The 26,812-nt window shown below is 60.4% G+C and carries 28 protein-coding genes and 1 pseudogene; 11 read left to right on the forward strand and 18 right to left on the reverse strand.

Translation table 11 applies throughout. The features are described from left to right. Nucleotides 1-103: 103 nt before the first annotated feature. Nucleotides 104-942, reverse strand: a pseudogene (locus F4U94_RS22050) (IS3 family transposase); the annotation flags it as partial. 734 nt (nt 943-1,676) lie between these two features. Here F4U94_RS22050 and F4U94_RS24845 point away from each other — a divergent pair. The 5 genes from F4U94_RS24845 to F4U94_RS22075 all read left to right on the forward strand — a co-directional run bounded on the left by F4U94_RS24845 (nt 1,677) and on the right by F4U94_RS22075 (nt 6,696). Then, nucleotides 1,677-1,943: an ATP-binding protein gene (locus tag F4U94_RS24845; protein WP_188117314.1), complete on the forward strand. Its 267-nt coding sequence runs from the start codon at nt 1,677-1,679 to the stop codon at nt 1,941-1,943. Beyond that, on the forward strand, nt 1,927-2,295 hold the full coding sequence (locus tag F4U94_RS24850) for a response regulator (protein WP_188117315.1): 369 nt from the start codon (nt 1,927-1,929) through the stop codon (nt 2,293-2,295). The genes F4U94_RS24845 and F4U94_RS24850 overlap by 17 nt, the downstream gene beginning before the upstream one ends. A gap of 157 nt (nt 2,296-2,452) precedes the next feature. Further along, entirely contained in the window at nt 2,453-2,665 is a 213-nt protein-coding gene (locus F4U94_RS22065) for a hypothetical protein (RefSeq protein ID WP_145986296.1), read from the forward strand. After that, nucleotides 2,634-5,843 (forward strand): DEAD/DEAH box helicase, encoded by a 3,210-nt coding sequence (locus F4U94_RS22070; RefSeq protein ID WP_232016187.1) that lies wholly within the window; start codon nt 2,634-2,636, stop codon nt 5,841-5,843. The genes F4U94_RS22065 and F4U94_RS22070 overlap by 32 nt, the downstream gene beginning before the upstream one ends. 82 nt (nt 5,844-5,925) lie before the next feature. Beyond that, complete coding sequence (locus F4U94_RS22075) at nt 5,926-6,696, forward strand: SDR family oxidoreductase (protein ID WP_120252902.1); 771 nt, start codon at nt 5,926-5,928, stop codon at nt 6,694-6,696. Nucleotides 6,697-6,703: 7 nt separating this feature from the next. Here F4U94_RS22075 and F4U94_RS22080 read toward each other — a convergent pair whose 3' ends face one another. From F4U94_RS22080 to F4U94_RS24855, 4 genes are read right to left on the reverse strand one after another with little or no spacing between them, the layout of a single operon-like run. Next, nucleotides 6,704-7,570 carry an inositol monophosphatase family protein gene (locus F4U94_RS22080; protein ID WP_120252903.1) on the reverse strand — a complete coding sequence of 289 codons (867 nt, stop codon included), beginning with the start codon at nt 7,568-7,570 and terminating at the stop codon, nt 6,704-6,706. Further along, the gene (locus F4U94_RS22085) at nt 7,557-8,447 is read right to left on the reverse strand and encodes a diacylglycerol/lipid kinase family protein (protein WP_170271987.1); all 891 of its coding nucleotides are present in this window, start codon (nt 8,445-8,447) and stop codon (nt 7,557-7,559) included. The genes F4U94_RS22080 and F4U94_RS22085 overlap by 14 nt, the downstream gene beginning before the upstream one ends. A 46-nt stretch (nt 8,448-8,493) precedes the next feature. Further along, complete coding sequence (locus tag F4U94_RS22090; RefSeq protein WP_120252905.1) at nt 8,494-8,784, reverse strand: hypothetical protein; 291 nt, start codon at nt 8,782-8,784, stop codon at nt 8,494-8,496. 13 nt (nt 8,785-8,797) lie between these two features. After that, nucleotides 8,798-9,013: a hypothetical protein gene (locus tag F4U94_RS24855; RefSeq protein WP_120253524.1), complete on the reverse strand. Its 216-nt coding sequence runs from the start codon at nt 9,011-9,013 to the stop codon at nt 8,798-8,800. A gap of 162 nt (nt 9,014-9,175) precedes the next feature. On the opposite strand from F4U94_RS24855, the gene F4U94_RS22100 reads away from it, so the two are divergent. The 5 genes from F4U94_RS22100 to F4U94_RS22120 all read left to right on the forward strand — a co-directional run bounded on the left by F4U94_RS22100 (nt 9,176) and on the right by F4U94_RS22120 (nt 13,540). Further along, on the forward strand, nt 9,176-9,403 hold the full coding sequence (locus tag F4U94_RS22100) for a DUF3072 domain-containing protein (RefSeq protein ID WP_120252906.1): 228 nt from the start codon (nt 9,176-9,178) through the stop codon (nt 9,401-9,403). 247 nt (nt 9,404-9,650) lie between these two features. Beyond that, the gene (locus F4U94_RS22105; protein ID WP_120253525.1) at nt 9,651-10,226 is read left to right on the forward strand and encodes an SRPBCC family protein; all 576 of its coding nucleotides are present in this window, start codon (nt 9,651-9,653) and stop codon (nt 10,224-10,226) included. Beyond that, the gene (locus F4U94_RS22110) at nt 10,226-11,416 is read left to right on the forward strand and encodes a zinc-dependent alcohol dehydrogenase (RefSeq protein WP_120252907.1); all 1,191 of its coding nucleotides are present in this window, start codon (nt 10,226-10,228) and stop codon (nt 11,414-11,416) included. The genes F4U94_RS22105 and F4U94_RS22110 overlap by 1 nt, the downstream gene beginning before the upstream one ends. Nucleotides 11,417-11,427: 11 nt before the next feature. Further along, entirely contained in the window at nt 11,428-12,216 is a 789-nt protein-coding gene (locus F4U94_RS22115) for an SDR family NAD(P)-dependent oxidoreductase (RefSeq protein WP_120252908.1), read from the forward strand. 1,051 nt (nt 12,217-13,267) lie between these two features. Beyond that, entirely contained in the window at nt 13,268-13,540 is a 273-nt protein-coding gene (locus F4U94_RS22120; RefSeq protein WP_145986297.1) for a hypothetical protein, read from the forward strand. 15 nt (nt 13,541-13,555) lie between these two features. Here F4U94_RS22120 and treY read toward each other — a convergent pair whose 3' ends face one another. The 9 genes from treY to F4U94_RS22160 all read right to left on the reverse strand — a co-directional run bounded on the left by treY (nt 13,556) and on the right by F4U94_RS22160 (nt 24,520). Then, the gene (treY, locus tag F4U94_RS22125) at nt 13,556-15,943 is read right to left on the reverse strand and encodes a malto-oligosyltrehalose synthase (RefSeq protein WP_170271988.1); all 2,388 of its coding nucleotides are present in this window, start codon (nt 15,941-15,943) and stop codon (nt 13,556-13,558) included. Further along, nucleotides 15,940-17,700, reverse strand: a complete 1,761-nt coding sequence (locus tag F4U94_RS22130; RefSeq protein WP_120252911.1) for a 4-alpha-glucanotransferase — start codon at nt 17,698-17,700, stop codon at nt 15,940-15,942. Before F4U94_RS22130 ends, treY begins: the two co-directional genes overlap by 4 nt. After that, the gene (gene treZ, locus F4U94_RS22135) at nt 17,697-19,400 is read right to left on the reverse strand and encodes a malto-oligosyltrehalose trehalohydrolase (protein WP_120252912.1); all 1,704 of its coding nucleotides are present in this window, start codon (nt 19,398-19,400) and stop codon (nt 17,697-17,699) included. Before treZ ends, F4U94_RS22130 begins: the two co-directional genes overlap by 4 nt. Next, entirely contained in the window at nt 19,397-20,902 is a 1,506-nt protein-coding gene (glgX, locus tag F4U94_RS22140; RefSeq protein WP_249042098.1) for a glycogen debranching protein GlgX, read from the reverse strand. Before glgX ends, treZ begins: the two co-directional genes overlap by 4 nt. Next, a complete protein-coding gene (locus F4U94_RS25205; RefSeq protein WP_249042099.1) occupies nt 20,899-21,501 on the reverse strand; it encodes a GlgX family protein in 603 nt (200 codons plus the stop codon). Before F4U94_RS25205 ends, glgX begins: the two co-directional genes overlap by 4 nt. A 46-nt stretch (nt 21,502-21,547) precedes the next feature. Further along, nucleotides 21,548-21,760, reverse strand: coding sequence for a DUF2934 domain-containing protein (locus tag F4U94_RS22145; protein ID WP_145986298.1), 213 nt, complete (start codon nt 21,758-21,760; stop codon nt 21,548-21,550). A 304-nt stretch (nt 21,761-22,064) separates the two neighbouring features. Then, on the reverse strand, nt 22,065-22,508 hold the full coding sequence (locus tag F4U94_RS22150; protein WP_120252915.1) for a pyridoxamine 5'-phosphate oxidase family protein: 444 nt from the start codon (nt 22,506-22,508) through the stop codon (nt 22,065-22,067). A 99-nt stretch (nt 22,509-22,607) separates the two neighbouring features. Continuing rightward, nucleotides 22,608-23,405: an alpha/beta hydrolase family protein gene (locus F4U94_RS22155; RefSeq protein WP_120252916.1), complete on the reverse strand. Its 798-nt coding sequence runs from the start codon at nt 23,403-23,405 to the stop codon at nt 22,608-22,610. Continuing rightward, entirely contained in the window at nt 23,402-24,520 is a 1,119-nt protein-coding gene (locus F4U94_RS22160) for a DUF3182 family protein (protein WP_120252917.1), read from the reverse strand. The genes F4U94_RS22155 and F4U94_RS22160 overlap by 4 nt, the downstream gene beginning before the upstream one ends. A 187-nt stretch (nt 24,521-24,707) precedes the next feature. On the opposite strand from F4U94_RS22160, the gene F4U94_RS22165 reads away from it, so the two are divergent. Next, a complete protein-coding gene (locus F4U94_RS22165; protein ID WP_145986299.1) occupies nt 24,708-25,055 on the forward strand; it encodes a hypothetical protein in 348 nt (115 codons plus the stop codon). Here the strand turns inward: F4U94_RS22165 and F4U94_RS22170 are convergent. The 4 genes from F4U94_RS22170 to F4U94_RS22185 form a co-directional block, all read right to left on the reverse strand. Next, complete coding sequence (locus F4U94_RS22170; RefSeq protein WP_120252919.1) at nt 25,052-25,387, reverse strand: hypothetical protein; 336 nt, start codon at nt 25,385-25,387, stop codon at nt 25,052-25,054. The two genes, F4U94_RS22165 and F4U94_RS22170, sit on opposite strands and share 4 nt — an antisense overlap. Further along, nucleotides 25,384-25,953, reverse strand: coding sequence for an alpha-ketoglutarate-dependent dioxygenase AlkB (locus F4U94_RS22175; RefSeq protein ID WP_232016193.1), 570 nt, complete (start codon nt 25,951-25,953; stop codon nt 25,384-25,386). The genes F4U94_RS22170 and F4U94_RS22175 overlap by 4 nt, the downstream gene beginning before the upstream one ends. A 61-nt stretch (nt 25,954-26,014) precedes the next feature. Continuing rightward, nucleotides 26,015-26,284: a hypothetical protein gene (locus tag F4U94_RS22180; protein ID WP_150412241.1), complete on the reverse strand. Its 270-nt coding sequence runs from the start codon at nt 26,282-26,284 to the stop codon at nt 26,015-26,017. 28 nt (nt 26,285-26,312) lie between these two features. Then, a complete protein-coding gene (locus F4U94_RS22185) occupies nt 26,313-26,717 on the reverse strand; it encodes an OB-fold nucleic acid binding domain-containing protein (protein WP_120252921.1) in 405 nt (134 codons plus the stop codon). Nucleotides 26,718-26,812: the final 95 nt, after the last annotated feature.

Below are 26,812 nucleotides of genomic sequence, written 5' to 3' on the forward strand. Positions count from 1 at the left end.
GTTGACGGTGGAAGCCATCTGGCTCAGAATGCATGCCTCGCCGCTCAATGCCGGCGCATAGAGATCTGTTGACCAAATCTCGCTTTCCTTCGTGACCCAGGACGTTATCGGATCGTATATGCGCTGGTGGCCCACGCGAGATGAACAGGTCAGCCAGCGCCGCCAGCACATCCTCGTGTTTGAGCTGCCGGGCAACGATGAGTGCCAGGCATTCCCTGCTGGCCTCGTCGATGATCGTCAGAATCCGGAACTTGCGGCCATCGTGCGTGCGCCCTTCGACGAAGTCGTAGGCCCACACATGCCCGGGATACTCAGGCCGCAAGCGGATACATGATCCGTCGTTGAGCCACAGGCGTCCCCGTTTGGGCTGACGCAGCGGGACCTTCAGTCCTTCGCGTCGCCATATCCGCTCGACCCGTTTGTGGTTCACCGTCCACCCCGCATGGCATAGCAACGCCGTCACTCGGCGGTAGCCATAGCGGCCATATTGCTTCGCCAGCGCGACGATGTCCTCCGTGAGCGCCTGTTCGTCATCTGCCCCACGCGGCACCTTGCGCTGTGTCGATCGATGCTGCCCCAGCACCCGGCATATCCGTCGCTCGGACACCCGGATCGGCAAATCTCGTCGCAACTGATCGATGCAGCGCCGCCGCCGCGCGGGGCTCAGAAGTTTCCCTTGGCAGCTTCCTGCAAGATCAGCTTGTCCAACGTCAGATCCGAAATCGCCCGGCGTAGCCGCTGGTTCTCTTTCTCCAGATCCTTCATCCGCCTCGCCTGGTCGGTCTTCAGGCCACCATATTCCTTGCGCCAGCGATAGTATGTCTGCTCGCTGACTGCGATCCGGCGGCACGCCTCTGCTGTCGAGGCTCCCTGCGCCAGAACAATCTCAACTTCACGCAGCTTGCCGATAATTTCTTCCGGCTTGTGCTTCTTGCTCGGCATTCATCGTCCCTTTCGTGGTCCAAACTATCATAGTCTCTGGGCCACTCAGCGGGGGGCAGATCACCTCAAGGCAGACGTTATAATCAGCCTTCACCGATGAGCGGATCGACACAGCAGGCTCTTGCTTCTCAACAGGAGCCCCAACGGGAGTGGAAAGACCGAAGTGGAGCACATTAAAATTTTGTCCGCTTGGGTTGGTTTTAAAGTAGCTTTGGAAGGCAAAAAGGGTTCGGTGGCCGAACGGTAGCTTTTCCCTCGCCAGATGGAGCGGTGGGATCTAAACAAAAGGCTGCTTCTGGGTGATGAGAATGCATTGTCGGATGGCCACGAATGGTCAACGGGCGACAGGCGGCTTTTGCGGTGTCGGCAATCACACGGAAGGCGGCGGCTATCGCCTGTTTTCTGGCTATCTGGTTCGTTTATTAAGAAAACTCCGTTATCCCGTCGCAAAATAGGCATCCGGGTGGAATGGAAACACGTTTAGCGCGGCGTGCAATGCTTGGGCTGGTCAGTGGCGGTACGGCGCTCCTGCTCACAGGATGCGGGTTGGTGATTAGTTATCGGCCACAGGATCCAATCAGTTCGAGTTGCGGGCCAAATTCCATGCCGTGATGCTATGAGATCACGGCTTCAGCTTCAACTCTGTGGGTTTCCGATTTCTTGGGAGTAGCTCGCCGAGCCGCTTAGTCGGATGGCCAATATTGTCGCTATGCGTGATTGACACTGGAACAGTTATGAAGCCTGACGTGATCGCCCGTGCTTCTGATACGTTCTGCACAACCAAGCCGCTCAGCGAAGGCGTGAGCATTCGTCTTTCGATGATCTCTGGCGTCGTGCGACAGTCGAGCGGGCAAGAAAGGATTTATTTGGAGGTCGGCGCAGGCAGGACCATGTGCCTCTACCTTCCAAGGCATATGGGCGCGGCAACCGAGATCGAACAGGAATTGCGGCCGACGCAGCTTGACGCGGGAGCATGGCGAAACCGTGTTGGTCATCGATGACGAGACAGCCGGTCGCTCGATCATTGTCGATGTTCGTAACAACGGTGGATATTACGTCATCGAAGCTGCGGATGTTCCCAGCGATCTAAAAATGCTTCAATCTGATCTACGCATAGACCTTCTCATCACGGATGTGGGTTCGCCAGGGGAAATAAATGCCGTCAGGTCGCAGATGCTGGTCGAGTGGGCCGTTGCAAACTCAAGATATTGTTCATCACGGGTATGCGGAAACACGGTCATCGGCAATGGATTGCTGGAGCATGCTATGCACGTGATAACAAAGCCCTTCGGTATCCAAGCCATCGCCAACATGGTTTGTGAGATGATAGACGAAGGTGTCAGACTAAGTTGAAAGAAGGGTCGCCGATCAGCCGCCAGCCATTCTGGTCCTTGAAGTGGCGGTTTACCTCGTGCCTTCCAGCCTTTGATTTTTGAATTGGACTGCCGCTGGCGGAACCTCCAACATCGTCCCGCAGTTAGCAGCCCACCTGTAGGAGAGGCGTGCTAGGATGGAAGAAAAAAGACAAGGTCAGAATCCGGAGGTAGAGCAGCGCGTAGCCGCGAAGGGCGGGCTCTATGAGCAAGCCGCGCCAAAATCCGACGCTACTTTATCTGATAAGGAACGAGCCATGATCGAGACTGCGCGTGAGCGCGCAGATCGCGATCGAGCCGCGTTGCGGGCGACCGGGCATGGCGATCATCAGGGCGAAGAAGGATTTTGAGCCGGCTTGCTGTCGGGTTTGCTTCGGTCGATTTTCGCGCGGCGGTGGGGCAATGAGCGGGTCTCGGGGTATTGGCGAGACCGCACTCATGCTGCTTGATGCGCTGCGGGAAGGCGATTTGCTTTATCTAGCTGATGACGAGCAGGACGCCGAAGCGGTGGCATGTGCTCTCATGTCTTTTGCACCTGATAATGAGGTCGTTTTCCTCCCATCGAGCGACACTTTACCCGGTGACGGCGCGCCAGCGTCCCCTTCCAACATCGGGAAACGTGTCGCTGCCTTACGATACCTGCGGCGGCGTGCGCAGGAGTCCGAACGCTGTCCTCTTGCAACCATTATGAGCGGCGAAGGGGCTGCGCGGCTTTATGCGGACCCTTCTGCCTTCGACGCCGCACCCCCCAGGCTGCAGGTCGGCGAACCGATCGATCCCACCCAGTTTGCCGCGGAAATGGAAAGGCTTGGTTATATCGCTGACGATCGCGTCGACGAACCAGGCGAGGTAGCGGTACGTGGGGAGGTCATTGACATCTTTCCAGCAGATGCCGGGCTGCCGGCCCGGATCGATATCGCCGATGGGCGGGTCGTCAGCATAAGGCGCTATGATCCTATCACGCAGCGTACGCAGGAACCGGGCGAAGGTCTCGAGATCGGCCGTGCGGCCGAACCTGAGTCGGAGCGCAAGGTCACCATTCTAGCCCACCTTCGGCCAGGGCGGCTTTACGTCTCGGCAAAGGCCGATCAGCGTCGCGCACGTTTTATTCGACTGGCCACCGAAGCCGCCAGCAATGCCGATTCAGCGATTGATGCCGCATCCCAGTCAGTATGGGCAAAGGATCTCGCCGCTTGGCGTTCAGGCGATCCGACAGATTTCAACGTATCGCCCGTTCCCCGCTTTGCCGAACACCGTTCGCCGCTCTCGGCAATGAAGCGCTTTGCGGCACCGCATTTGCCGGAGGGCAAGCGTCTGCTGCTGGTCGGCAGCGAGCGGGATATCCGTTTCCTTCGACCCAAGATCGCCAAGATGTTCAAGGCCGCGGTCGAGGCGATCGATTCGGTCGCGGCTGTCGATAAACTTGCCCCGGGAGCGATAGCCGCGCTGGTTGCGCCGATCGACCGGGGCGCTGTTGGCAGTGAGCTGCTGGTGATTGCGGCCGCAGATTTGCTGGGCAGCCGGGCGCTGATTGGCGCGGCGCAAGACAGCGTTGCCCCCGGGCTTGCCCAGGCCGGCAGCGACATTCGTGCTGGCGATTTGGTCGTACATCAGGATCATGGCGTCGCGCGCGTTATGGGTCTCGAGCCGGATCCCGGGCTTGGTGACGCAGAACTGATTGCGCTTGAATATGCCAATGGTGCCCGGCGGCTCGTTCCGTGCCAGGAGGCGGGACTGTTATGGCGTTACGGCGCTGATGGCGATGCGGTGCGGCTGGACAAGCTGGACGGGTCGAGTTGGCAGAAGCGTCGCGTTGCGATCGACGAGGCGGTGGCCCAAAGCGCCCGCGACCTCCTTCGACTGGCGCAAGAGAGGGCCGAAGTCAAAGCCGCAATCATCGAACCTGATAGCGCCGCTTACGAACGATTTGTGGCCAGCTTTCCATTCAACGAGACGGCGGATCAGGCCCGAGCGATCCAGGCTGTGCGGGACGATCTGGCCAGAGGACGGCCGATGGATCGCCTGGTGATCGGCGATGTGGGCTATGGCAAGACCGAGGTCGCCCTGCGGGCCGCCGCGCTCGCGGCACTTGCAGGCTATCAGGTTATCTTGGCCGCGCCGACAACGGTTCTCGTTCGTCAACATATTGAGACGTTCCAGCACCGCTTTGCCGATACGGGCGTGGTAGTGACCGGTCTGTCGCGCCTTTCCAGCGCGGCGGAGAAAAAGGTGGCGAAGGCAGGGCTGGCGGACGGGTCGATCGGCATTGTCATCGGCACGGCCGCCGTCATGGCGAAGGATATTCGTTATGCCCGATTGGGGCTTGTCATTATAGACGAAGAGCAGCGCTTTGGCGCGGCCGACAAGGCGAGGCTTCGAGGTCGCGCCGATGTTCATCTTCTGGCGATGAGCGCGACACCTATCCCCAGAACCTTACATCGCGCTATGATCGGCCTGCAACAGATGTCGATGATCGCAACGCCGCCAGCCCGTCGCCAGCCGATCCGGACGAGCCTTGCCAACCCAGACGATGCGATGATTAGAACGGCACTGTTGCGTGAGCGGTCGCGCGGCGGACAAAGCTTTGTCGTTGTCCCGCGTATTGAGGATCTCGCGCCGCTGGCCGAACGGCTAGCGCGGATCGTACCGGACCTCGCGTTGATCGAAGCGCACGGTAAGATGGCGAGTGCCGCCATCGACGATGCCATGGTTCGTTTTGGCAGTGGGGAAGGCGATGTTCTGCTCGCGACCAACATCATTGAGGCAGGACTGGACGTGCCGCGCGCCAACACGATGGTCATCTGGCGCGCTGACCGCTTCGGTCTCGCTCAGCTTCATCAATTGCGCGGACGGGTGGGCCGTGGCAATCGCCGGGGTCAGGTCATTTTACTGACCGAAGCGGGAGAGATTGCAGAACGCACGATGAAGCGGCTGCGCACGCTGGCGACCTATGACCGGCTAGGTGCGGGCTTTGCGATCAGCGCAGCAGATCTGGATCAACGCGGCGCTGGCGATCCGCTGGCTGACACGCAGGCGGGGCATATGAAGCTGATCGGGATCGACCTCTATCAACATCTGTTCGAAGCGGCTTTGAAAGAGGCGCGGGGCGAAGATGCCGAACTGTGGACGCCCGAACTCAACCTGGGCAGCGTAGGCTGCTTGCCATCGGAATGGATACCTGATGCCGACATCCGCTTGGGCCTATATGTCAGGCTTTCGCGGCTTGTCGACGAGACCGGACTGGAGGCGTTGGAAGAGGAACTGGCGGATAGGTTCGGTCCTGTGCCTCGTGCTGCCGAACATCTGATCGATGCCAACAGAATCGCCATTCTAGCGCGTGCCGCCGGCATCGCACGGATCGATGCAGGCCCGGCGGCAATCGCGCTGACCCCTCGTGGAGCGGCGCGAGATATTGGTAAATATGCAAAGCTTTCCAAAAAAGATGGCCGCTGGCTTTTGAAGGAGCAGACGGACGACGCTGATCGGCTTGCAAGAGTGACGGCCATGCTCGAAAGCATTGGCACTTAGTGGAACTTGTACCGGGGGATCGCGTCGATTCAGGTGACCCGTGGCACGGGAATTTGGGAACCATCAAGAGGGCGGAAGCCATATGAAGATAGCGGTCGTTACAGGTGGTGCTCAGGGCATCGGCAAAGGCATCACCCAGGCACTGTTGAGGCAGGGCTGGAGAGTGGCGGTGCTGGACCAGGATGCCGAAGCGGTTCGCGATCTTTCCCACGACCTGCCAACGGAAAAACTCATTGCTATCCGGGCGGACGTTGCCAGCGAGCGCGATGTGGAAAAGGCGTTCGATAAGATTGCGGCCTGGACCAAGGCTGTGGAAGAGACGGAAGGTATCGATCTGCTCGTTTCCAATGCGGGCCTTGCCAATCCGGTCAGCGGTCCGATCGAAAAACTGGAGCTTAAGAAATGGCAGGCGTGGCAGGACAGCCATGTAACCGGTTCTTTTCTGATGGTGCGCGCTGCGGTCCCGCTCCTGCGCCAGCGTAAAGGGGCGATTGTGGTCATGGCGTCGACCCGCGCGGTTCAGTCGGAACCCGATACGGAGGCCTATGCCGCGGCCAAAGGCGCGCTCTGCGCCTTGACCCATGCGCTGGCGATCAGTCTTGGTCCAGACATCCGCGTCAATGCTGTCCTGCCCGGCTGGATTGAAACCCGCCCCTGGGCCAAAGCACATGTGCGCGAAGCCGTCGAGCATCGCGCGATCGACCAAGACCAACATCCGGTCGGCCGCGTCGGCGAACCGTCCGACATCGCGGCGACTGTCCTATTTCTGGCGTCCGACGCCGCGGGATTCATTACCGGCCAGCAGATCGCTGTCGATGGCGGCATGACTCGAAAGATGATCTACGCGCATTGACGGTTATTTATATCCGGTGGTTTTGGTCCTGCGCGTCAGTGCGCTGGATGTCGGTCATGAGAGCGGCATCCTTAGGCGTCCCAAGAACCAATGGGCGCCGCCATTGCGCCATCTGCGCAAGTTGGTCGCCAAAGCTTGTGAATGGCACCCAATTTCCATCCTGCTCATCCTGAAACACCAAAGCGCCCGATGCACGCGCCAGAGCTATTCCCCCCGCGACATCCCAGATGTTTGGCGCTGCGAACCTTGTCACTTGCAGAAGGCCTGCCGCTACGAACGCACATTCGATCGCGGCCGATCCTGTCTTGCGCCCATCCCACGGACCCAAGCCAGACTGGCCGTGCGGATCGCCCGCAAGCCGTTTGCCAACGGCAGGGTTGGCCATGTGCGATATCTGCGCGCCATCGAATCGCAATCCGCCAGTGCCGCCGCAGTGATAAACGCCCGGTGTCAGCAAATGACTTGTGCTGCACCATAATGCGCCGACGACGGGAACGCCCCGATACAGGACGCCAACGGATGATGCGAATAATGGAAAGCCGTTGATGAAATTGCTCGTCCCATCGATCGGATCGACCGCCCAGACAAAATCACTGTCCAGTCCAGGATGGATGGCCATTTCCTCGCCGATGATGCCATGGTCAGGGAAACAATCTGCCAGATGGCTGCGGATCATTGCTTCGACCCGGCCGTCCACTTCGCTCACCGGGTCGCGCATCGAAGCAATGGCGTCCTCGTTGCCCTTATATTGCACGGCCATAAGGCTGCCCAGCGTAGCCATGATTTCCTGCCCACCAATCGTGGCCAGTTCCACCGCCACAGCTTCTATGCGGGCAAGCAAGTCCGGCTTTGGTGTCAGCTCAGTAGGTGTCATTGTCGTGTCCCGTCATGCTGGCAGGCACCAATATCGTCACCGGCTCGTCGTCCAGCCGTATTTCGACCGTCCATGCATTGTCAGGCATATCGATGGGGCGATCATCGATCCGGGGGCACAGCCCGCTGGCCCGAAGCGTGACGACGCAGCCCGTTTCCAATCGGGCCGGTGGCGGACCGGAGAAATGTTCGGCCCACCCCATCATGGCGTCGCGATCGGTCTCGCCGACGAGCAAGATGTCGAGCAGCTTATCCTGCGTGTCCGCCTTTGGCGCGAACGGGAGCCAGGGGCCGATCGCGCCGATGTTGAGAATTTCGACCAGCAGCCATGGTCCCTCGAAGCAGCGTCCATCAATATCGACGGCGCATGCGATCGGCTTGGCCGTGCGCAGTGTCTCCCGAAAAGCTGCACGTCCGTTTTCGCGCTTTTCCTCCGGGGTGTTGGGCGATTCATCCACAAGTTCGATGGATTGATTGAGGGCGCCAAGACCTACCGCTTCCAGAAAGCCTTTCCTTCCAAACGGCCCAGTGACGCTTCCTACGGTCAGCCTCTTTTCACGCGCATTGTTGAGACCAGCAATGACAGCTTCGACCGATTGACGAATGCCCAGTGCTCTCGCGACATTATTGGACCCGCCCATCGGCAGGATCGCAATGGGCACCGACCGGTCGGGAACCTCGGTGGCGAGCGAAGCCACGGTTCCATCACCGCCGGCGGCAATCGCCATTTCCATGCCGCTCATTCCGGATCGAATATCGTCCCGGCCATGTTCACAATAGCGAATGGCGAAGCCGGCCTGGTCCAATTGATCGATGAGCGACCGGATCGGCTCGGGCTTTGTTCCCGCATTGGGGCTATGGACCAGTAGCGCCTTCACCCGAAATATCTGCCATTCAACCTAGATCGCGTCGCCAATATACCGATCATGGTTGCGCCCCAAATTCTTCCAAGGTGGCCGTAACGACTTCAACCTTCGCATCATCCTGCAAATCGATCGAAACCATGATGCCGCCAGCGAGAGGAACATCATCCCGTTCGCCCTGATCGACCGTCTCGCTATCTGCGCCTCCAATCCGATTGCCTGCGCTATTGTCCGGTCCGGATGCAGTCACGAAAATATCGGTTCGTTCAATGCCGATTTCCTGGACCAGTCGTTCCACGACCATGTCCGCCTGGTCCCGGCTATCGAATGTTCCTGTCAATGTGGTGCTCATGGTGATCCTTTCATCAAGGCTTGGAATCGGCCCGATCAGCCTCTGGATAATCTTCCGGTTTCACGGTGCCGACAGAGGGGCGGTCCTCGACATCCTCCTGCGACTTACCGCCGCGTGTGCGGGGATCGGGATCATCGCCATTGGGTCGGACATCGCCAGCAGGCCCGCGACGGGGCAACCCGTCCGATCGACCCTTTTGAGGGTCGAGACCATTTTCGTTTCCAGGCATGTTCTTGATCCTTCCGCAACGCAGTGGCCGGAATCGATGCCCGGCCTTGATATGAAGCGCTGATCTGGCGATCGGTTGCATTCTGGCTCCCACCTTTATTGCAGGAACCACATGCCGCATGGACCGTTATCGACAGAACATATAAAGAACATTGAGGCTGTCATGACCAAACATCTGCATAATCCCAAGCTTGATGAGCACCCGGCTTCGAACGCGGAGAAGGACCCAGCCAATTGGGTATCGGGCAATGAACCCATCACCGGCGCGCAGGCGTCCTATCTGGCGACATTATGCGAAGAAGCAGGTATGGAACTGCCCACCGGCGACCTGACTAAAGCTGACGCATCGCGGCGGATTGATGAATTGAAAGCGAAGCTTGGGCGAGAGTGAGAGCTTGAAAATTGAATCATCAGTGATGGTTCGTGATGGAAGTCGCATCACATGATGGAGCTTCCACAGAAATGCGCAAAGCTTGCAGCAGCATCATGTGCAGCCAAGTTGATTTCGATCAGGCAGATTTTCCAATAAGCTGTTGGGCCCATCCTTCATTCAAGCGTTGTCCCCGCATACCCAGAGGCAGCCTCCGAACGATCGGACTGCTCTATGCGGACATCATAAGAATGGCTGGAGAATGCTCATGACGATGGCGACAGACGATGCCCCACCGACGACATCGAAATTGAGTGAAGAACGCGCGAGCGGGATCGCGGCAGTGTCCCAATCCAGGCGCGACGACCTGATCGGGCGCTCGGTCACGATCAACCGCTCTCGCGACGAACTCTTTGCCTATTGGCGCGATTTTTCCAATCTGCCTTCGTTCATGGACAATGTCGAACGGATCGACATTCTGTCCAATACGACCTCCCATTGGGTGGTGAAGGCTCCGGGCGGACGCACCGTGGAATGGGACGCGGCTATTACGGAGGAGAAGCCTGGCGAGTTGATCGCCTGGACTTCCGCAGAAGATGCTGATGTCCCCAACAGCGGGCGCATCGAATTTCGCGATGCGGGCGATCGTGGTACCGTCGTCACGGCAACCATCGCCTATGATCCGCCCGCCGGCGTGGTGGGTAAGGTGATCGCCAAACTATTCCAGCGCGAACCCGCCATCCAGGCGCGACGCGATCTGCGCCGTTTCAAACAATTGATGGAGACGGGCGAAGTCGCAACGGCGGCCTGGACCCAAAAGCAACGTGACGAGGAGAAAGCCTGATGCGCGCGCTCACATGGCACGGCAAGCATGACGTCCGCGTCGACACGGTCGATGATCCGGAAATCCTCAACCCGCGCGATGCGATTATCAAGATCACGTCGACGGCGATCTGCGGGTCCGACCTGCATCTCTATGACGGCTATATCCCGACCATGCAGGCCGGTGACATCTTGGGCCATGAGTTCATGGGCGAAGTGGTCGAAACCGGTCCCAAATCAACATTACAAAAGGGGCAGCGGGTTGTGGTGCCCTTCACCATCGCCTGCGGCAGCTGCTATCATTGCGGCAAGCATCAATATTCCGCCTGCGACAATGGCAATCCAGCCGACAATCAGGATATTGGTCAGGAAATGTATGGCCAGCCGATGTCGGGCCTGTTCGGATACAGCCATTTGACCGGCGGCTATGCTGGTGGACAGGCTGAATATGTGCGCGTGCCCTTCAGCGATGTGGGGCCGATCGTTGTGCCGGACGGGCTGGACGATGAAGAGGTATTGTTCCTGTCGGACATCCTGCCGACCGGCTGGCAGGCGGCGGAGAATGCATCCATCGAACCGGGTGACACGGTGGCTGTGTGGGGTTGTGGCCCGGTGGGTCTGTTCGCCGTACAGTCCGCCTTCCTTATGGGCGCGCACCGCGTCATCGCGATCGACCATTTCCCGCATCGGCTGGAACTGGCGAAAAAATTCGGCGCGGAGACGATCAATTTCGAGGAATCCAAAACTTATGAAGCCTTGATGGAAATGACCGGCGGGATCGGGCCGGACGCGGTTATCGATGCAGTGGGCCTCGAAGCACACGGCTTTTTCGTCGACAACGTGGTTGATCAGATCAAGGCGTCGTTATTCCTGGGAACAGATCGCACCCATTCGATCCGGCAGGCGATCCATGCCTGCCGCAAAGGTGGGCGCGTGTCGATGCCGGCCGTTTATGGCGGCTTCGTGGACAAGTTTCCCTTGGGCGCGTTCATGGAAAAGGGTCTGACCCTCAAGACCGGCCAGACGAGCGTCCAGCATTATATGCCCGCCCTGCTCAATGCGATTCTTGAGGGGAAGATCGATACGACCTTCTTAATCTCCCATCGCATGGGGCTGGAAGACGCGCCCAAGGGCTACGAAATGTTTCACAACAATCAGAATGACGTGACCAAGATCGTGCTGAAGCCCGGTCTCGCCGTAGCCGCGCAATAGGAGAGACCGACATGGCCAATAAATTCGCGATCGTCACCGGAGCCTCCACCGGCATCGGCTTTGAACTTGCCTCCATCGCCGCAGAAAATGGGTATGATTTGCTGGTCGTGGCCGACGAAAAACTGATCGACGCTGCCGCGCAGGATTTTAAGCAGCATGGCGTCGAGGTTATTGCGGTCGAGGCCGATCTTGCGACGTTGCAAGGCGTCGACGCGCTCCTCGCCGCGGCCGATGGCCGACAGGTGGATTTGCTATGCGCGAACGCCGGGCGCGGCCTGGGGCACGCTTTTCTCGATCAGGATGTGAGCGAATGGAGACAAGTGGTGGACACGAACATCACCGGCACGCTGTATCTGCTGCAAAAGGTCCTAAAAACGATGGTGGCGCGTGACGACGGCAAGGTGCTGATCACCGGGTCGATCGCAGGCTTCATTCCGGGCAGCTTCCAAGCCGTCTATAATGGCAGCAAGGCGTTCGTGGACAGCTTTGCCGACGCCATCCGTAACGAGATCAAAGACAGCAAGGGCGTCACCGTCACGACCCTGATGCCAGGTCCGGTCGAGACAGAATTTTTCGATCGCGCCGACATGCTCGACACCAGCGTGGGATCATCCGACAGCAAGAGTGATCCTTCCGACGTGGCGCGCGATGGCTGGGACGCGCTGATGAAGGGAGAGGCGCATATTGTGTCCGGGTGGAAAAACAAAGTACAGGCTGCCATAGCGCATGTGACGCCTGCAGCAGTTTTGGCGGAGCAGCATCGCAAGATGGCGGAACCGGGATCCGCCGATGAAGGCTAGAAGATCCCGTCCAAACGGATCGGTTTAGCTCGATAAGCGAGAGGGGTGAGATGTTGCGCCTCCTCTTCCGCTGGGGGGAACGAACTCTCAAATCATCGGATTTGCCAAAAGGAGTAGGCGGGATCAAAAACAGGCTAGTCGTTCCACTTCTGCTCCGATACTGCTTTTAAAAAAGGCTGGTTGGGCCAGCCTAAATCGCTCCCACTTGTAGGCGCCGAGCAACAGCGCCCAGCCTGACACCAGCCTTCACATTACCGCATGACAACAACGTATCGTGGATCGCGCCAGAACCAGAGAGTCCTCAGCCGTAATATAGAAATCCGCTCCCGAATGTCGTATCGGGGCCGGCACCAGTTATCGTGCGCACTGTTGGAGCCCCTACGATTTCTCGCGCTTGGGCGCTAGTGGCGCCGTCCGCCACCTCACCGGCGGTCCATAAGGAAAGTATGCCTCGAAGGGCAAAGGCGAACGGGAAAGACAGGCCGGAGGCGCAGATTACCGAATGGAACTGTCTCTCGCGGTCGATGAACTCTGTATGGAACTTGCTTAATCGGCGGCACGCCGATCCTACCTGCCTTAATTTGTCAGCGCTTGGGAGTTTGTGCCATCCCAGTGCCAAGTATGTCCGTCATGAATTGGTCTTGTATCAGCATCGTCCCAGTGGAGAGCATGAAGCACAGGCGGTCATGTGCTTTGGACGAGTCGCTGAGCGCAAGGCGGTAAGGCTGCCTGCCGGGCTCGCGGACGAGAATTTGTTGCGAAAAAGGGACGCGACTATCCAGTTCAAGCAGATTTTGTGAACGTACCTTCGATAATGATGAAGCAGCTTCAATTTTGACAATTGTGCCACATTAGCCGATAATTGAGGCTGTACTATCGCAGGGGGAACAATCTCTCTGCCAGAAATGCAATCGATCATTCTCCGCTTATGGCTTTATGCGCGCTATTGCGAATTCGAAGGCTCAGGCTGCCCCGTCATACGCTGTCGCAATACTGCTGGTCCCTACAGTAGTGCTACGCAATGTTCAACACGTGTGGATGGGACGTAGGGGTGAAGGCCATCGCTGAAGCGATTGCTGAGCTCATACAATATGTCGGTCTTGGCGCGTTCCTCGCGCGCCTTGTCGCTGTCGAACAGCACATGCTCACCGAGGCGCTCGCGGTGGAGCAGATGTCGCAAAACCTTGGTACGAGTGTCGCAGTGCGCGTAGCAACGCAGTTCAATACTCTCGGCTCTGGCTGCGAACCATTTCAAGCTCCAGGCCTCGAATACCACAAGCTTCTCCAGCAGGGGGCGAAAAAGCCCGAAATAAGCGCGATATGATCCCTTGTTCCACTATTATGTCGAAGATTCATCGAGGCTAATAAGAAAAGGATCGCGAGCGAATATCTGGTGTGCCGGGACGGGCTCGTCGAGGAGTAGAAGCGTGTCCTGCCACCATGTCGCAGGAGGCAAATGACTTAAGGCCGTAATCGGCTCTGCCCCGCGAATGAGCACGGCACAGGTCAGGCGAAGCTGGACGTGCTTGCGGGTGAAGGCAAGGACATGGCCGGCCTGCGGACCTTCTACCAAGACGGGTTCATAGTTACCGGACGAGAACAGTTCCGGATTAGCCCGGCGCATTGCGAGGAGCCGCTCGATGAGTTGTAGCTTGGCGTCGACGTCCCTGGCTGTGAGCAGGGCCCGCCTTCGCTGATAATCAACCGCCCGGCGATTGTCGGGATCGACTAGGCTAAGATCCGCAAGCTCGCATCCTTGGTAGATGTCCGGAACGCCTGGCACGCAGAATTTAAGTGCCGTCTGCACTAGGCTGTTCGTGCGCGCAGCGGGCGTGATCTGCACGATGAAGCGGTTCATGTCGCCGGTAAAGTCGGGATCGGCGAGCAGATGGTCCACGAGCCAAGCCGCTCGCTTCTCGTAGGCGCGGTCCGGCTCCTCCCAGCTTGATCGCAGCCGGGCCTCCCGCAGCGACTTCTGCTGCCAGGCCAGGATACGCTCTGCAAAGGCTGGAGACGCCCCTTCGTCCGGCCAGGCGCCGAGCAAGGTCTGAAACAGCTGATAACGATCGGCGCGATGCATGTCGCAGCTGTGATTGTCGGCAAGAATATTCCACCGACGAATGCAGTCAGCCCAAAGCTTGGGAACGCCGCTCAAGACAGCAATACGCGCGCGACTGTCCTCGCCCCGCTTATGATCGTGGGTCGCGGTGGCCAGCATCGCTCCTGGAAAATTGCGGGCTCTGTCCATGACCCGCCGATGGAATTCCGCTGGCGAGACGGCGAATTGCTCGGGCGCTGATCCGACCTCGTTCGCAGACAACAGGGGCGCGCGGCGATAAAAGGCGGTGTCTTCCACCCCCTTGGCGGCGATGGGCGCGGAGAGCTGCTGGAAACGCTGGACGGCTTCAGCGGCAAGATCGGGGTCGCCAGGACCGTCACCGGCGAGCCACGCAAGGATTTGCCGCACGACCGGTCCTTCGCCCGGCGGCAGGTGCGGCTGAGCCGCTTCCCATGCCTCCAGCCGCGCCGCTTCATCGCTTGGGGGTGCCGATCGCCCGTCGCCATAGGTGCGATAGACTGGAAAGGCCTGCAACAGACAGGTGACCGCGCGGCGAAGCATCGGCGCCGTCCACGCGACGATCGAAGATTGCCCGCTGCTCTGGGCGAGCGTCCTGAACGCTTCGACGCAGGCAGACAGCTGCGCCTCGAACTGCCAGTCGAGCATGTCGCGCTTCGCCTGACGAACCGTGGTCTGTGGATCGGCATGGTCGGGATCTAGCGCTGCCCACAGGCTCGCCAGCGGCTCCTCGCCCGCTGGCTCGTGAAGCAGCGCCATGGCATCGCGCATAAAATCATAACCGCTTGTCCCCTCGATGCCCCAGTCGGTGGAGAGGGTCTCCTCGGCGCCGAGAATCTTCTCAACGAGGATGACGGCCCCGGGACGGATGGCATCGATGCGGGCGCGCAACTGACGGCAATAGCCCGCAGGATCGGACAGGCCGTCGACATGGTCGATCCGCAGCCCGTCGAGCAGCCCTTCTCGATACAGGCGAAAGTAGAGCGCATGTGTCGCTTCGAAGACCGCTGGGTCCTCGACCCTGATGCCGGCCAACTCATTGATAGAGAAAAAGCGGCGCCAGTTGAGCCTGTCATTGGCGGCACGCCAGTGCACCAGGTCATAGTGCTGCGCCTCGGCGATCGTCGCGACATCGCCCTCAAGCGGCCCGTCCGGGCGCAAAGGCAGCGTCTGCTCGCCATAAAGGAGGAGATGCGGCTGGCCTCCTGAACCTACTATCAGATCGCCCTGTGCGATGACATCGGGCAGTGGATCGCCAAGGATAGGCAGGATGAGCGGGCCGGTCCAGTCGATATCGAAATAGCCGGCGAAGGGACTGCCGGGTCCCAGGCGCAGCACATCGTTCCACCATGGGTTTTCACCGCCCGCCACGCCCATATGATTGGGGACGATGTCGATGATGATGCCCATGTCATGGGCGCGCAATGCGCCAACGAGGCTACGGAAACCGTTCTCGCCGCCCAGTTCGGGATTGATCCGGGTTGGGTCGATGACATCATAGCCATGGGTCGAGCTGGCGCGCGCGGTGGTGATCGGCGAGGCATAGAGATGGCTGATGCCAAGGTCCGCCAGATAGGGGACGATCGCTTCTGCCGCCGCGAAAGGAAAATCCTTCGTCAGTTGCACCCGGTAGGTCGCGCGCGGCGTCACGGTTGATACATCCCATTTTTTGGGCGCGCCTTTGTCAGGCAGGCGATACGGCGCTGCACGTAGGGTTCCACCAACAGCGCCTCGACCGGGGCAGGCAGGCGGCGACGCCAGTTCGGATGCTCGACCGTGGTGCCCGGCAGGTTGGGCTGTTCGACAAGGCCGGCCAGATCTTCCATGGGTACGAGCAAGAGCGGCGCAGCCGACCCCGCCAGAAAATTCAGGGCTCGCTCGATAACGGGCGCGGGATCGTCATCGCGCGGTTGCGGCGCGCCCGCGCCAATCGCCCTCCACAAGGCCGATCGCGCTGTCGCGCGTTCTGCCGGGGTCTCTCCGCCGCGTTCGAGCGCACGGTTCCATTCCAGGTCGCGGCCGGTCCACCAGCCGGCGATCGTCGCGACATCATGGGTGCCGCTCATGGCGATGGCTCCCTTGGGATAGGCGGAGGCGTCGAGGAACCCCCTCTCGTCCCGGGTAAAGGGCAGGACGGTCATCCCATAGATGCCTGCCTCTTCCAGCGCCTCGCCGAAACCGGGCGGGCGGGTGCCCAAATCCTCGGCGATGACGATCGCGTCGGCGCGCCACGCCTCCAGCTTCAGCAGGCGAAGCATGTCGGCGAACGGATAGGCAAGATAGGCTCCCTCGCTCGCCGGGCGCCCCTCCGGGATCACCCAGAGCCGTTGCAGCCCGAAGGCATGATCGATGCGGATGCCGCCGCCTTGCGGCAGATTGGCGCGCAGCATTGCAATGAAGGGCGCAAATCCCCGATCGGCGAGGCCCTGCGGACTGTAACTGGTAAGGCCCCAGTCCTGCCCCTGAGGGCCCAGCGGATCGGGCGGCGCGCCGATGCGCAGGCCCTGGAGAAATGCGCCGGGATCACCGCGCACCTCCTCTCCCTGCGGATCGACGCCGACCGCCAAATCGGCAATGATGCCGATCGCCATGCCGGCATCGCGCGCAGCGTGCTGGACGGCACCGAGGCCTGCTCGCGCCTGCTCCTGGGCGAAATGTTCGAAGCGTCCGGCCTCATCTGCCGCTCCGTCATCTGATGCAGTGCGCGAGAACGCCTCCTGAAGGGCGCCCAGCCGGGCGGGGCCGGCGACTGCCCAGTCGATCAGCGCTGCCGAGGGCGCTACGCCGGCTGTCTCAAGGGGGATCAACAGCACATTGAGCGAGACCCGGCTCGACGGGGAGTAGGGAGCGAAACGGCCGGGGACGGCCAACGACAGCGCATGGACCGGGCTCAGCGCGACAGCATCCGCTCCGCAAGCCCCAAGGTGTGCCACGGCGTCGGCCAGCAGGCCGAAATCGCCAAAATCCTTGCCTTCGCCATACAGCGAGGGAATCTGGATTGTGACGCCCCAGCCGCGTCTTTTGATGGCCGGGCTACGGGCAGGCACCACGGCAAGTAGGATGCTGCCGTCATCATAGTCCGCGCGATAATAGCCGGGCTGGGACAGGCCGCGCTCCGCATCGATCTCGATTACCTCGCCCGTCTCGGTTCGAAGGTTGCAGACGCCGTCCGGCAGGGCAAGCGGCTCGCCGCAGTCCATGGTGAGAAGGGAAGGGCGGGCCGAACGCCGCTCATGGAGCGCCGCGCGCGAAACGGTGATGGCGGCCTCGTCGCTGGCCCCGAGCCCCAGCGCGGACAGGATCGCGCGCAGGCTCTCGTCGCTCACCTGTTGCTCCTTACCGTCCGCGTCGATCCAGAGGCGCGCAATGCCTGCTTCCTGCGCAAGCTGATGAAGCAGCGACGTCATGGCAGCTCTATCCAGACGGCGCAGCTGGCAGGGGCCCCTGGCGTTCCCGCCGCAAACGCCGGCTTCTCACGCGTCGAAACATCGACAGGGAGATCGCCAAGGTTGAGCAGGATGGACAGCAGGCGCCCGTCGTCAAGCCGCCACACCGCATGGACAGCGCTGTCGGACAGCACAGTTGCCTCGAGCGCGTGCGCGCCGGCGATGCCCGGCACGATGGCCTGATGGCGCAGCGTCAGAAGCGCCTTATAGAAGCTGCGCCATTCGGCCGCGTCAGGGCCCTCGACGACGCGGGCCATGTCGAAGGTCTTTTGTGCATTGGGATCAGGAATGCGCGCGCGTGCCTCTTCGCTAGCGAAGGCGGCAAAGCCATTGAACTCGCGCCGTCGGCCTTCAAGCACGGCATCGGCCAGCTCGTCATGGAAGTCGGTGAAGAAGAGGAAGGAGCTGGTCGCACCGGATTCCTCGCCCATGAAAAGCAGGGGAATCTGCGGCATCAGCAGCAGCAGCGTGGTTGCGGCTTTCAGCTGCTCCGGCGAGGTCAGCGCGATCAGCCGTTCGCCCAGCGCGCGATTGCCGGTCTGGTCATGATTTTGCAGGAAGGCGATGAACGCGGACGGGGGAAGGTGCGCGCTGGGCGTGCCGCGCACCTTGCCCTGCTGATGACGCGACGGGTCGCCCTGGTAGATGAAGCCCTCGGCGAGACAGCGCGCGAGCTTGTGCGCCGGGCTTTCTGCAAAATCTTCGTAATAGGCGTCGTGCTCACCGGTCAGGAGGACATGCATGACGTTGTGGAAATCGTCATTCCACTGGGCATTATAGTGCCCTGGCCGCAGCCGCTCGGCGTCGTTGCGCTCATTCTCCAGCAGCAGGTGGATATGCCGCCCCGGCGTAGCCGCTCGCAGGTCCTGCGCGAGGCAATCGAGAAACGCATCGTCGCCGATCGCATGGACCGCATCGAAGCGCAGCCCGTCAAAGCCATAGTCGTTGAGCCACATCAGCGCGTTTTCGCGGAAATAGGCCGCGACCTGCGGACGGTCGACCGCTACCGCGCCGCCCCAGGGTGTGTGGCGTTCCGCATGGAAGAAGGATCCAGCATAGGTCCCCAGATAATTGCCCTCGGGACCGAAATGATTGTAGACGACGTCGAGGAAGATCATGAGGCCCAGGTCATGCGCGGCGTCGATCAGCGCGCGCAGGTCCGCCGGGCTGCCATAGGCCTCGGCCGGGGCAAAGGGCAGGACGCCGTCATAGCCCCAGTTGCGCGCGCCGCTAAAGGCATTGACCGGCATCAGCTCGATCGCGGTAATGCCGATAGCAGCAAGGCCTGGCAGGCGTTCGCCTACGCCTGCAAATCCGCCGTACAGGCCGACATGCATTTCATAGATGACCGCTTCTTCCCAAGGGCGCCCTTTCCAGCCGGCGGCAGGCGGCGACAGCGAGGTGACGACGCTCCAGCCATGAACGCCGCCAGCCTGGCGGCGCGACGCCGGATCAGGCACGGCAAGGTCGGCAGCGAGGCGAAAGCGATAGCGACTGCCTGCGCTCGCCTCGGCCTCGACCAGGAACCAGCCGTTGTCGGCAGTTACCATCGGCCGCGTCAGGCTGTCTTCAAATTCGAGCGACACGCTGTTACGGTCCGGCGCCCAGAGCGCAAAGCGCCAGCGTCCATTGCCTATGTCGGCCGGCCCCCATTCAGTCATGATCCCGGCCTTTCGCCAAGCCAGCAGACCAGCACCGCAGAGTGGGCCTCCACCCTGTAGTCGTCGCCGATCGCGAAAGGCTCCCGCTCCGGCTGCGCACTGTCGATCAGCACCTGCCGCGGCGCTGAAGGCGCGGGCATGGTAAAGTCAATCGCGTCCTCGCTCGCATTGAGTAGTAGCGTCAGCGCCTCGACCCGCCCATCCTCCAGCAGGGTCGCCCGCCGCATGACCAACGCGCGTCCTTCAGGATTATCCCAGTCCTCGGGCGTCAGCCGCGCTCCACGCTCGTCCCACCATTCGATGTCGTTGATGCCGAAGCCCGGCGATTCCTGCCCGTAGAGGAAAGTCGATGCGCACAGCACCGGATGGGCCTTGCGCAGGGCGATCAGTCGCGCCGTGAATTCGAAGAGGGCCTTGCCTTCGTCTCCCTCCATCATCGACCAGTCTAGCCAGCTGATGCCATTATCCTGGCAGTAGGCATTGTTGTTGCCGCCTTGGCTGCGGCCGAACTCGTCGCCGGCCACGAGCATCGGCGTGCCGAGCGAGGCGAGCAGGGTGGTGAGCATGGCCCGGCGCACGCGGCCCCTTGTCGTCAGAATAGTCGCATCGTCGGCCGGCCCTTCGGCGCCCCAGTTGCGCGAGAGATTGTTGTCATGGCCGTCGCGACTATCCTCGCCATTGGCCTCATTGTGCCGCTCTTCATAGGACACCAAATCGGCGAGGGTGTAGCCGTCATGGCTGGTTAGGAAATTGACGCTCGCCCAGGGCCTGCGCGCGCGGCGGTCGAACAGGTCGCCCGATCCCGAAAGGCGCGCGGCAAGATCGGCTCGCTGGCCCTGATCGCCCCGCCAGAAGCGACGGGTAGTATCGCGATATTTGTCGTTCCATTCAGCAAAGCCGGGCGGGAAATTGCCGAGCTGATAGCCCCCCATACCCACATCCCATGGCTCGGTGATGAGCTTGAGACGGCCAAGCACCGGATCCTGCCGCAAGACGTCGAAGAACCCGGCATTGGGATCGAAGCCGTGATCGGTGCGACCAAGTGTAAGCCCGAGATCGAAGCGGAAGCCATCGACCCCGAAGCTGGTCGCCCAGTAGCGCAGAGAGTCAGCCACCATCTGGATCACCCTGGCATGGGTGAGCTTGAAGGTATTGCCGGTGCCGGTGTCGTTGAGGCAATAGCGCGGATCGTCGGGCAGCAGCCGATAATAGGTCGCGTTGTCGATGCCGCGCCACGACAATGTGGGGCCCAGCTCGCTGCCCTCGCAGCTGTGGTTATAGACAACGTCCAAGATCACCTCGATCCCTGCAGCGTGAAGGCGCCGCACTGCAACGCGCAACTCGTCATGGGTATCGCCCGCAAAATAGCTCGACTCGGGCGCGAAGAAGCTGAGGCTGTTATAGCCCCAATAATTGCGCAGGCCCTTCTCCAGCAGGAAGCGGTCCTGCGTGAAGGCGTGGATCGGCATGAGCTCAAGCGTCGTGATGCCCAGCCGCTTCATATGGTCAATGACCTTGGGGTGGGCGAGCGCCGCGAATGTGCCGCGTTCCTGTGCGGCGCCGCCTCCAGAAGTTTCGTCAGGCCCTTGGCATGCGCTTCGTAGATCACCGTTTCTGACCAAGGGACGTTGGGGCGGATATCGCGCGACCAATCAAAACTGTCATGGGTGACAATGGCCTTGGGCATGGCGCTGGCGCTATCGCGCCGGTCGAAACCCAGATCCTTGCGTCGGCTGCGGACCGGATAGCCGTGCAGCACGTCATTCCATTTGATGCTGCCAGACAGCCGTCGGGCATAGGGATCGAGCAGCAGCTTGTTGGGATTGAAGCGATGGCCCTGCTCGGGCGCATAGGAGCCATGGACACGATAGCCGTAAAGCAGCCCGGGCCGCGCATCAGGCAGATAGCCATGCCAAACCTCGTCGGTGCATTCCGGCAGGGCCAAGCGAGCGACTTCCTTGCGGCCGCCGGGATCGAACAGGCAGAGTTCGATCCGGTCGGCATTGGCGGAGAAAATGGCGAAGTTGACGCCGAGCCCGTCGAAGCTCGCGCCAAGAGGATAGGGTGATCCGCCATCAAGGCGGTCAGGATGCTGGCTCAAAAGGGCTCGGTCCTGTCATGGAGGAAGCGGGCGAGAACCGACGGGTTCAGACCTTCGTTTGAAGCCCTTCTGTTTTTGTCAGCGCTTTCGCCGCTGCTCCGCTAGCGACAGGAGGTTGGAGTTCGGCCAGCTTGTCGACCTGCGCCACCTCCTCGGCGGCCTGACGCCAATGTTCCATGGCGAGACCTTCCGGTTGCTCTTGGGCCTCCCAAATGGCGTGCGCGCGCTCGCGTATCCTGTTCTCGGTGTCGTCTGACATGATTGCCTCCTGAGACCGCGCGTTGCGGCTAGAGGTCAAATGCGCAAGAGGCCGATAGGATGCGCAGCGTGATTGAGATCAGCTAGATTTCGATGCCTCGCCACATTGCTCAGCAAGTTAGCGTATCTGACATGCATCATCATTTTGCCAGTTGCCACTTGAAACGATTTTGGTGCTGCCAGCAATCTACCAAGAAGGGCACCCGGCCTCAGCTGACGTCAGTTGACCCAACGCAGTTGGTTATAAGGGGGGCTGGCGCCAGCCTTGCCGAACCGGCGCCACGAGGGCTTGCAGTCAGACGTCATCAATGGGCGCCATCCATCAGTAGCTCGCCTTCCTCTTCGCCATCCCAATAATGAGCGCGCTCGCCGATCACCTTGAGTAGGACAAGGCCAGGCATTTGCGGACCCTGCGGCCACCATTTTTCCAGGCCTATCGTCCAATGCGTTTCAAACTGGTCCTTGTCGCGGATGAGCATGGCAGTGCCTTGCACTGCCAGAAAGAAGGGGCGTCGGCTGAATAAACCCGATTTACCCTGATAGCTCAGATTGACTGCGGGGTCGGCCTTGAAATCCGACACCATGAGCGTGGTCTCTTCCGTGAAAAACCAGGCGCTACCGTCATAATCGACTTCGCGGTTATTGCTTATCAGACGTGATCCGATCGCGCCGCCGCCACTATGGGTGGCAAGCATCGCGAAATCGATTTCCTTCATCTTGCGCGACAGATTTTCAAGCAGCATGGACATGGCCGTTTTCCTGTTGTTGCAGCATCAACGCACAAGCAGGAACAACGGGCCACCTCAAAGCGAGGCATCGGCTATAAGACCATATCCGCTTGGGGAGGGTTATCCTTGTGCGAGCTTTCGCGCCTGCGATGGTAGTTGTGCCTCTGCTTGGGCGTCTGGCAATGACGGCCGGCGACCGCCCCGAACCATCTCCTCGATCCAGGTAAGTAACAATTGGTTGTAGGCGCGCCTCCCGCCTTCATCCCTCAGCGAATGATCAGCGCCTTTCAGAATACGATAGCTCAGCGAATTGCTGTTGTGGAACGCAGACATGTAAGAGCTGATGGTCGTGTGCGGCACATAGTCGTCATGCTCCGATTCAATAATCAGGACATCGCCGGCAAACCGCTCGCAAGCGGCCAGAGCCTTGTCTTCCCGGCCCGTTCTAAAGCGCGCCCTATAGGCATTGATGAGATCGCGGTCGAGTTTGGCCTTGGGCACATCCCAGTGCTCGTCCGGATAGAGCGCAGGAACGCGAAGTGCCAACCAATTGACCGGTCGAGCCGCAGTTAGCAATGCCGCGAGATAGCCACCATAGCTGGTGCCAACGACTGCAATCGCCGACGGATCGACCTGGTCCTGCCTGACGAGATAGTCATAGGCCGCCGTCACATCTGCAAGACCGTGCGACCGGGTGACGACATTGCGCTCTTCGGCATGTCTGGCATGGCCTCGTAGATCGAACGTGAAGCAGATGCAGCCCAACTGGGCGATCTCTTCTGCTCTTACCATGTCCTGTTCGCGCGAGCCGCCCCATCCATGAATGAAAAGAATGCCTGGGACCAGCTTGTCGGGCGACAACAAGGTTGCTTCCAGGCTTTCGCCCTCGACCTCAAAGGATAGCTGACTGCCTGTCATTCCAGCTCCATCACATATTTTGTCATCGGTCCTGCCACAGGATCGACACCGCTATAATAGATTATGCTGCCGTTTGGAGCGGCATCGACCTCGCCATAAATCTCCATCGACATGCATGTCACAGCCGACCGGCCGGGATCACGCGCCAGGGCTTCGAACGCCGCGATCTCCGCGCCGCTCGCGCCGCCGGCACGCCAACTCTGCTCGAGCACGCCGATGCGACATTCCCCGTAGGAGGTGACGCCCGCGGCGACATCGTAATTGCGGCGAGACGCCAGCAAATCCGGATAGATTCGCGAGACGATAGCGTCATAGGCGATCGCTTTATCGATCCCCTGCTGTAGTTCGTCAGCCAGACCCAGGCTCGCAAGCCGCTCTAGACTGCCCCTCACGACATGAAGGGTTGAGCCGCCATAGACAGTCGCGCCACTGTTGTTGGTGGTGAGCCGCTGCGTGCCCCAATAGGAAATCGCCTCGCCAAAAAGGCGGGTCGTACCGACGCTGTAGGTGACGACATCATCGAGATTCTCCTCGATCACCACGCCGTGCTTCGAAATTGCAGGCTCGTCGAGCTGGGCCATCGCTTCGTCCAGTTCCTTGACGGACGTAGCGACGAACTGGCCTAGTCCGGCAGTGGCCTCGACCTCCTTCAGACGGATCGCCGTGCGCCCGAGCATATCAAGAGCGGCGGCGCGGACCGCATCGAGAGTGAAGGCCGACCAGCCCGAAAGAACGTGAGGAGCAAGAGCCAAGCCTAGTTCATGGTGCCATCCGGCGGGAATTGGAGGGTCGTCTCCGAAGGCCGAATGTGTGATGATCTTGCTCCCAACAAAGGGAAACGGCACCACGCCACCGTAGATTTGGCTCTCAGTTTGGATGCCCAGTTTTCTTGCCGTCGACAAGTCGATCGTGCCTGTCGGAATGAACAGCGTGTCCGGCTGGCCACCCAAAAGCTGTTGGTCGATAGAAATGTCGTGATCGACAAATTTTGCCTCGCCGAGCCGGGCAATCCTTCGGGCAAGCTCGCTCCGTGAGGCCTTGTCATGTTCATTGTTCAGGGCGCTGGATTGGGTGGGATGGATCTTCACAAAATGGGTCTGATGCGAGCGTGTCATTGGGCCTCACAGACTTAGAGGGGGCTGCCGAAAGGTAGTCTTACCAACAACCCCATGGTCAGACATTATATCCCTGATCTCGATAACCAGGCTTCCCTGGTCTGCAGCTTCATATGAAGACAGGGTCAGCACTTTTTCTTAATGGTGCGCCACCAAGGCAGTTCGCCACTCAAATGCCCTTGGGGGCATGCCTTTTGATGTCTTTGAACTTGTAATGCTTTTGGCGAATCGTGGACTGAATGGGATGGCAACCACGGTGTCGCAGATGCTTGGCATTCAAGAATGCGACGGCTGCTGTCCGGTTAGCCGACGGTCCGCTCTTGGAGAGCAAAACTGGCCGCTTTATTTTTTGAATGGATCGATTTCGACTGGCATCGACCGCCTTTACGTCAGCCCGCGCCCTGGTGCCAAGTTCCACTACAAGCTGCAACGGTACGTCAAGCTACACGATCTTCTTTTGACGCTGAAAACCAGTGATCATGTGTCGGTCATCTTCGAGCTCGCCGACAAGCCCCGGCGCAAACGGAAGGCTTAGCGCTTGTCTTCAGGAAGGCTCGCATACCATTCCGCATAGGGGCCCGTGCGCGCGAGATGGCGGTTGAGGTCAGGTGCGCCATCGTCCCACCAGACCGGGCCGCGTTCGCCAAGCGCCACTTTAGCGCGATTGACCGCTTCATGTGCGACTGTCTTGCCGGTGTGATCGGCCTTGCGCCTGGCTGCGCCGACGGCACGGCGTGCATTCATCAGCTCCCTGACCAGACGTTCGCGCACTTCCGGTTCTAGCGCCGGATTGCTTGCGCGCCAAAGCCGCCCACGCACCACGAAGTAGCGCCCGTCCGGTGTGGTTGGATAGGATTGTCCGCTCACGATAGGTGGCCCTTGTCCGACAGGCTGCGGAAGGTAATGGACCAACGCGGGATCTCCAAGGGCACTATGCTATGTTCCCAAGCGTGGCGCACGTCGCCGGACAGATGATAGATGGAGCGCGGCGGCAGCATGACCTTGGCGCGCTCGAACCCGGCGGCGTTCCGACGGCGGAGGCGCAGAACGGCCTCACTGCCGAGCGAGATGCCCACGACATGCTCGAACACCGGCCTGTCCTTATGCCAACCGATGCCCGCACCGGGATCGTAGCGGATCAGCAGTGCCTGGACGAGATCGTCTGCTGCCAGTCCCGCAAAGGCAGCCGCGCGCCCTCGCACGTCGAGGAGCCAACGAGGCATCGGCTCGGCGGGCGCGAAGCGGACATGTTCGAAGTCGTAATTCCAACCATAGGAATAGGTCAGGCGCTTGCCAGTCCATTGCTGAAAACGGAAGGGTGTGAGGTCGGTGCCGTCGATGTGCGCTATGAGGGCAGCTTCCTCCGCTTTGGTCAGCACGTCGTCACGCATCGCGAGCCCAGGAACGGCAGGTGTGTCGAACAGATCGAACATCGCGTTCATCCAAGCCATCGCGTGGCGGCGCAGGGGGCGATCGGATTCATGTCTCTCCTAGTCATATAGGGTCTACTGCCACCGATTGCAGGGGCGCAGCCGTTTGCAGCAGGCCGCCTCGGGTCCGCATCTGCCGGACAATCCCGTTATAGGCTGCATGCATGCCTTGGCTCCGGCCGATCTCATGATCGGACCCTGCCGCATCCCAGAAGGCCACCAGCCACTCGTCGGGGCAATGACCACGCAGCACCCAGAGCGCCAGCGCGCCCCCGCGAGTGCGCGCCTGATCTTTCATGGCCGCTGCCTCGCGCAGGACATCGAGCGCGCGCATGATCGTGCCTGGGGAGCTTGCCGTCATGTCAGTGAAAGTCATGGCTGCGGATGGGCAGGAGCTCATCCTGTGGGGCACGCGTCGTGAACGGCGGCGGCGACAATGTGCGGCCGCTCAGGAATGCCGGATCACGCGGATCAGGACCACCGCCATGCGAAGCGCCGTCGCCCCGGCCCGGTGCAACGGTGAACTCCATCCGTCCGATCGAGCGCAGCATCGCATCATGATCGACAATGCGATCGCATATGATGTGAATGACCTCGCCCTCCTTTTGCAGCCGCCCCCGCATCGCGATCATCGAGGCCGACATGACCTGGCGGCGATAGATCTCGAACCGATCAGGCCAGAGGATCCCCTGTGCGACGCCGGTCTCATCCTCGATGGTGACGAAGAGGACGCCTTTGGTGGTGGGTTCAACGGGTGGTGGCAACACAAGCTTGGAAGCGCTCTGCAGGCGTTTGGTACTCGAGCGTTTTCCTGGGTCGTTCGTTGAGTTGCCGGGCAACGGCACTCAGTTTGGCCTGGCTG

The sequence above is a fragment of the Sphingobium limneticum genome (assembly GCF_008710155.1).
GTDB classification, from domain to species: Bacteria; Pseudomonadota; Alphaproteobacteria; order Sphingomonadales; family Sphingomonadaceae; genus Sphingobium; species Sphingobium limneticum.

What these genes read in the sequence shown, in the direction of transcription:
- F4U94_RS22075 (WP_120252902.1), top strand. Translation starts at nt 5,926, where the DNA reads ATGAAGATAGCGGTCGTTACAGGTGGTGCTCAGGGCATCGGCAAAGGC.
- F4U94_RS22145 (WP_145986298.1), bottom strand. Translation starts at nt 21,760, where the DNA reads ATGTCAGACGACACCGAGAACAGGATACGCGAGCGCGCGCACGCCATT.
- F4U94_RS22105 (WP_120253525.1), top strand. Translation starts at nt 9,651, where the DNA reads ATGACGATGGCGACAGACGATGCCCCACCGACGACATCGAAATTGAGT.
- treZ (WP_120252912.1), bottom strand. Translation starts at nt 19,400, where the DNA reads ATGACTGAATGGGGGCCGGCCGACATAGGCAATGGACGCTGGCGCTTT.
- F4U94_RS22150 (WP_120252915.1), bottom strand. Translation starts at nt 22,508, where the DNA reads ATGTCCATGCTGCTTGAAAATCTGTCGCGCAAGATGAAGGAAATCGAT.
- F4U94_RS22100 (WP_120252906.1), top strand. Translation starts at nt 9,176, where the DNA reads ATGACCAAACATCTGCATAATCCCAAGCTTGATGAGCACCCGGCTTCG.
- F4U94_RS22130 (WP_120252911.1), bottom strand. Translation starts at nt 17,700, where the DNA reads ATGACGTCGCTGCTTCATCAGCTTGCGCAGGAAGCAGGCATTGCGCGC.
- F4U94_RS24845 (WP_188117314.1), top strand. Translation starts at nt 1,677, where the DNA reads ATGAAGCCTGACGTGATCGCCCGTGCTTCTGATACGTTCTGCACAACC.
- F4U94_RS22115 (WP_120252908.1), top strand. Translation starts at nt 11,428, where the DNA reads ATGGCCAATAAATTCGCGATCGTCACCGGAGCCTCCACCGGCATCGGC.
- F4U94_RS22160 (WP_120252917.1), bottom strand. Translation starts at nt 24,520, where the DNA reads ATGACACGCTCGCATCAGACCCATTTTGTGAAGATCCATCCCACCCAA.
- F4U94_RS22175 (WP_232016193.1), bottom strand. Translation starts at nt 25,953, where the DNA reads ATGTTCGATCTGTTCGACACACCTGCCGTTCCTGGGCTCGCGATGCGT.
- glgX (WP_249042098.1), bottom strand. Translation starts at nt 20,902, where the DNA reads ATGAAGCGGCTGGGCATCACGACGCTTGAGCTCATGCCGATCCACGCC.
- F4U94_RS22165 (WP_145986299.1), top strand. Translation starts at nt 24,708, where the DNA reads ATGCCTTTTGATGTCTTTGAACTTGTAATGCTTTTGGCGAATCGTGGA.
- F4U94_RS22090 (WP_120252905.1), bottom strand. Translation starts at nt 8,784, where the DNA reads ATGAGCACCACATTGACAGGAACATTCGATAGCCGGGACCAGGCGGAC.
- F4U94_RS22180 (WP_150412241.1), bottom strand. Translation starts at nt 26,284, where the DNA reads ATGCGCGCGCTCGATGTCCTGCGCGAGGCAGCGGCCATGAAAGATCAG.
- F4U94_RS22070 (WP_232016187.1), top strand. Translation starts at nt 2,634, where the DNA reads ATGGCGATCATCAGGGCGAAGAAGGATTTTGAGCCGGCTTGCTGTCGG.
- F4U94_RS24855 (WP_120253524.1), bottom strand. Translation starts at nt 9,013, where the DNA reads ATGCCTGGAAACGAAAATGGTCTCGACCCTCAAAAGGGTCGATCGGAC.
- F4U94_RS22155 (WP_120252916.1), bottom strand. Translation starts at nt 23,405, where the DNA reads ATGACAGGCAGTCAGCTATCCTTTGAGGTCGAGGGCGAAAGCCTGGAA.
- F4U94_RS22065 (WP_145986296.1), top strand. Translation starts at nt 2,453, where the DNA reads ATGGAAGAAAAAAGACAAGGTCAGAATCCGGAGGTAGAGCAGCGCGTA.
- F4U94_RS22080 (WP_120252903.1), bottom strand. Translation starts at nt 7,570, where the DNA reads ATGACACCTACTGAGCTGACACCAAAGCCGGACTTGCTTGCCCGCATA.
- F4U94_RS22110 (WP_120252907.1), top strand. Translation starts at nt 10,226, where the DNA reads ATGCGCGCGCTCACATGGCACGGCAAGCATGACGTCCGCGTCGACACG.